A 4,790-nucleotide genomic window follows, 5' to 3' on the forward strand; every position below is an offset into this window, starting at 1 on the left:
TTAAGAGGCTAGGACTTTTGTCCCAGCCTCTTGTTTTTTTGCTTATAAGGGAACTCCAAACACCTCTAGGAACTTGAGTTCAGAAGGATGGAGTCTCCGCCATTCTCCCAATTGAAGAGTGGGATCTAGCGTTAGAGGACCCATCGAGATCCGCTCTAAATCCACCACTTCCTTGCCACAGGCAGCGACCATGCGCTTGACCTGATGGAATTTTCCTTCAGCAATTTCAATTTCGACATAGGAACTGGCGCTTGTCTCATCCATCTCTAAGATCTGCAATCTCGCAGGCAAAGTCGTGAAGTCTTTGAGGGCAATGCCTGCTTCAAAACGGGCCACATCTGCCTCATCCATGATCCCAGCCACTTGGGCACGGTAGATCTTCGACACATGCTTCTTCGGCGACAGCATGGCATGAGCGAGCTTGCCATTATTGGTCAAAAGCAGCAAACCATGGGTATCGATATCTAAGCGCCCGACAGGAAAGACTTCCTTATGACGGGCTGTCTCATCCAATAAATCTAGCACAGTTTGGTGGTGATCATCTTCAGTCGCTGAGATAACCCCAGCTGGTTTATTAAGCAGATAATACACGAAGGTTTCATGGACCAGGTCCTCCCCCATAAAGGTCACCTGATCCTTTTCTGGATCAATCTGCAGTTTCCCTGCTGTCTCTTTTTTTCCATTCACTGCGATTTTCTTTTGCTTGAGGAGTTGCTTGACCTCGGTCCTACTCCCCACGCCACAATCCACTAAAAATTTATCTAGTCGCATGATTACTTCCCGCTCTTTCGCACAATCCAAAGACCAAAAAAGGAAACCAGGATCATGAGGATACCAGAAAATCCAAAAATGAAGACTGGAGCAGATGAGATCGTCCCTAATAGACTAAGGACAAAGGTCGTTGCGATCGAACCTGCACTACATCCCAAAACCGCAATGGACGTTGCCTGGCTCAAGACCCCTGCTGGCATCTTATCAGATAAGACATTGTAAACTGTTGTCAAAGCCACACTGTAGGCGAAGCCAGAAGCAATGGTTACAAGGGCAAGAATCAAGAGATTTGGAGAGACCCCGATCAACATTTGGGCCACACCATAAGCTACTCCCGAAACCAATAATAAACGATCACGGAATAGATAGGTCAAGGGCGAGAAGGCCAAACCTGCCAAGATCCCAACAAATTGCATGGCTGCTAATATAACCCCAGCAGTTTGGGCAGTGCCATGTCCAACTTGTTCTACCACACTTGGAATCCGAACGGTGATCATGACATTAGATAAGACGATCGACGCCGCAACAACAGCTAAGCCTAGTGCCGTCCGCCATTGTCCCCCCGTCATCTTGACATCCCGGTGTTTTTCCTCCACTGATTCTGTCTTAGATCCATAAGGCACAAATAAGAGATACAAAAGTAAGATAGGAATACTGATACCGTATACGAGAAAGGCAGCCTGCCAGCCAAAGCGAATCAAAAGGCTGACTCCAAAGGTTAAAACGGCCGTCCCAACAACCTCTGCAGAACCACGAATGCCTAGGGTTTGGACGCGTTCTTTTCCTTTATAGCGCTCACTGATAATGGCAATGGCAGAAACATTGAGCAAACCAACTGCCATCCCGAAAATAATCCGAGACAAAAAGACAACCGGATAAGCTGGACTGATTAAGGGAATAAAGCCACATAGAGCGTAAGCGACTAGGCCTATCACAATCATCTGACGCTCTGAAAATAGGCGCCCAATCCATTTATTGAAGATGAGTGAAACCATGATCCCTGCAGAAGGAAGCGAGACCAAGAGCTCAATCATGCTGTGAGGAATTCCCTTGTAATAGGCAAACATGGCCGACTGCGCACTCGAAATCGAAAACGAAGTCGTCAATATAAATGAAAGCGCGAGAATACTCACTTTCTCCATGATTCTTTTCATTATTTTTTCCTTTAAACTATTCTTTTTTTCACACTCCTCCTATAATAACACGAGCTAGTGACAGGACGCAATAGATTGAATTAAAAAAACGAAATGATTTCTCCATCATTTCGTTCGTGCTAGTAATTGTGAGGCGAAGACTCCTGTTAGGACCATCAAAACGCCAATCAAGACAAAGAGCAGGTGATTGGAAGGAGCTAGTGGCGTCACCAACTGGATGAAGAAAGATGAGACGGCTGATCCAAGATTGCAGCCAATCAAGACAAGCGAGGTCGCAAGATTCAGGAGATTGGTCGGAATTTTTTCAGATAAGTGATAGAAGATACTGGTGACTCCCGTACTGTAGGTAAATCCTGCCAAGAGGGTTCCTAGAACCAGGCTCCACAGCTGCCCAGACAAGCCAATCAAAGCTAACGCTAGACCGAAACCAAAGCACATGATCATGAGCAAGTTCTTTTTGAAAACATGTGTCAAACTAGCAAATCCCACTCCCGCTACAATCCCTGTCAATTGCATCAGACTTAGGACTGTTCCAGCTGTTGTCGCCGTTCCCATACGAGCGTCAACAATGATATCCGGCACGCGCAGGCTAATGATGGAATTGAAACAAATGATGATACCAGCAATCACAGCTAGCATTAGACTAAAACGCCATTGAGGGGAGCGAAGGCGTGCGGAACCTTTCTTTTTCTCCTTCAAGCTAGCCTGTTTTTTCCCCTTAGGATAGGGGACAAAAAGGAGATAGAGGAGTAAAATCAAGTAACCACCTCCATATACGGCAAAGATCGCTGGCCAGCCTAGGGGTAAGAGTTGTCCAACAATAAAAGTCAAGATGGCAGAGCCCACCACTTCAGCAGACCCCCGATAGCCCAGCATCCGAGTCTTGTCATTGCCTGAGTAGCGTTCACTGATAATCGAAATAGCCTTGGCATTGATCATTCCTGTCCCCAAACCAAAGAGAAAACGACTCAGAAAGATGAGAGGATAGTCCTGCACGACCAAAGGCACAAGACCGCTAGTTGAAAAGAGCAAGAGCCCTGCGACAATCATCTGGCGCTCACTCATCCACCGCTCGATCAGGCTATTTAAAAAGAGCATGACCACAACCGCAAAGGCCGGCAGGGAAACCAAGAGTTCCACCTGGCCTGCTGAATATCCGAATTGGCTAAAATAGGCCTTCATAGCTGGCAAACCGGCTGTAATTGAAAATGATGAGATCAGCATGAGCGACAAGCTCAAGAGACTGATTCTTTCCATTGTTTTTTTCATTATTTTATTTCCTACACTTTACTGGTAACATTTGACTTTACTAGTTTTTTTAGAAAAGGTTCAAACTAGTATTTTCAATAGAATCCTAGTATAATCAATTTAGAAAGAGAAAAATAGGACATTTGTCCTATTTTAGGAGATTGAGATGAAAAAAATTTCCCCATCTACGAAACTCATGGAGATCATCACTGACTACCAATTGGATCAGATCTTTCCAGGTGACTGTCTTAGTCAGCTGGATCTCGTTCTCTATCAGGCTGGAGAGTATATCTGCCGCCAGGGTTCTGACCAAGATGTCATTCCTTATTTTCTCAAAGGCCGGCTCAAGATCGTCCACAGTCTTGAAAATGGTAGTGACACCATCCTTGAAATCCAAGAAAAACCTGGACTGTTAGGAGAGATTGAGTTCCTGCTCGATCGGGTCTGTATCACATCGGTCATTGCAGACCAAGACTCACTAGTCGTCCAGCTCTCTGCTCGGCATTTCAAGGACCGCCTCCTGCTGGATCCCACCTTTTTGCGCTCTACTGCCAAGACCTTGGCTGAGAAATTACACCAGATCAACTATTTGGCTCCTGCCAACTTTCATTATTCTGTCAAGGAGCGCCTCGCTACACATTTTTTAGAACATGGTGATGAAAATGGGTCCCTCAAACCTAAGATGAATCAACTGGCCCTGCGTTTTGGGATCAGCTACCGCCACCTCAGCCGCGTGATCAAGCAGATGATTGACGAGGGGTTGATCAAGAGAGAAGGACGGGTCTATACGATTTTAGACCGAAAAAGAATGAGCGACTTGTCCATCAAACACACGGAAACAACTGACAGAAAACTTTAATTTCAGGTTCTTTTGTGTTATCATGGAAGGTAGAAAGAAAGTGAGAGTAAGACAATGAAAGCAATTGAAAAAGTTACAAGAGCATCCCATTTGATTGATATGGATGACATCATCCGTGAAGGAAATCCAACACTTCGAGCTGTTGCAGAAGATGTGACCTTCCCTTTGTCTGATCAGGAAATTATCCTGGGTGAAAAAATGATGCAATTCTTGCACCATTCCCAAGACCCTGTTATGGCTGAAAAACTTGGTCTCCGGGGAGGAGTGGGACTCGCTGCCCCTCAGCTGGACATCTCGAAACGCATTATTGCTGTTTTGGTGCCCAATCCAGAAGATGCCGATGGCAACCCACCAAAGGAAGCCTATAGTCTTCAAGAAGTCATGTACAATCCAAAGGTTGTCGCCCATTCCGTTCAAGATGCGGCTCTCGGTGACGGGGAAGGCTGTCTCTCTGTAGACCGCAACGTCCCAGGCTATGTGGTTCGCCATGCCCGCGTGACGGTTGAGTATTTCACAAAAGATGGGGAAAAGAAACGCATCAAACTCAAAGGCTACAACTCCATCGTCGTTCAACATGAAATCGACCACACCAACGGCATCATGTTCTATGACCGCATCAACCCAAATAACCCATTTGAAATCAAAGAAGGACTTTTGATTTTAGAATAGAGCAAATGACAAAAAAGTAAGGTAGTAGTGATATTCACTACTACCTTACTTTTTTTACGAGACTGCGTCTACCGATTTCTGTCTCTTGG

At 45.6% G+C, this 4,790-nt stretch carries 5 protein-coding genes; 2 read left to right on the forward strand and 3 right to left on the reverse strand.

Annotated elements, in window-relative coordinates; genetic code table 11:
• Positions 1–42: 42 nt before the first annotated feature.
• The 3 genes from HMPREF2686_RS08335 to HMPREF2686_RS08345 all read right to left on the reverse strand — a co-directional run bounded on the left by HMPREF2686_RS08335 (position 43) and on the right by HMPREF2686_RS08345 (position 3,194).
• Positions 43–771: a pseudouridine synthase gene (locus HMPREF2686_RS08335; protein ID WP_070450236.1), complete on the reverse strand. Its 729-nt coding sequence runs from the start codon at positions 769–771 to the stop codon at positions 43–45.
• Between the two features lie 2 nt (positions 772–773).
• The gene (locus HMPREF2686_RS08340) at positions 774–1,925 is read right to left on the reverse strand and encodes an MFS transporter (protein ID WP_070450239.1); all 1,152 of its coding nucleotides are present in this window, start codon (positions 1,923–1,925) and stop codon (positions 774–776) included.
• A 105-nt stretch (positions 1,926–2,030) separates the two neighbouring features.
• A complete protein-coding gene (locus tag HMPREF2686_RS08345) occupies positions 2,031–3,194 on the reverse strand; it encodes an MFS transporter (protein ID WP_070450241.1) in 1,164 nt (387 codons plus the stop codon).
• Between the two features lie 145 nt (positions 3,195–3,339).
• Between HMPREF2686_RS08345 and HMPREF2686_RS08350 the strand changes: the two genes are divergently transcribed.
• Both HMPREF2686_RS08350 and def read left to right on the forward strand, forming a co-directional pair.
• Positions 3,340–4,032: a cyclic nucleotide-binding domain-containing protein gene (locus HMPREF2686_RS08350; protein ID WP_070450244.1), complete on the forward strand. Its 693-nt coding sequence runs from the start codon at positions 3,340–3,342 to the stop codon at positions 4,030–4,032.
• 54 nt (positions 4,033–4,086) lie between these two features.
• Positions 4,087–4,701: a peptide deformylase gene (gene def, locus HMPREF2686_RS08355; RefSeq protein WP_003004253.1), complete on the forward strand. Its 615-nt coding sequence runs from the start codon at positions 4,087–4,089 to the stop codon at positions 4,699–4,701.
• Positions 4,702–4,790: the final 89 nt, after the last annotated feature.

It is taken from the genome of Streptococcus sp. HMSC057G03 (assembly GCF_001808745.1).
Classification (GTDB): Bacteria; Bacillota; Bacilli; order Lactobacillales; family Streptococcaceae; genus Streptococcus; species Streptococcus parasanguinis_Z.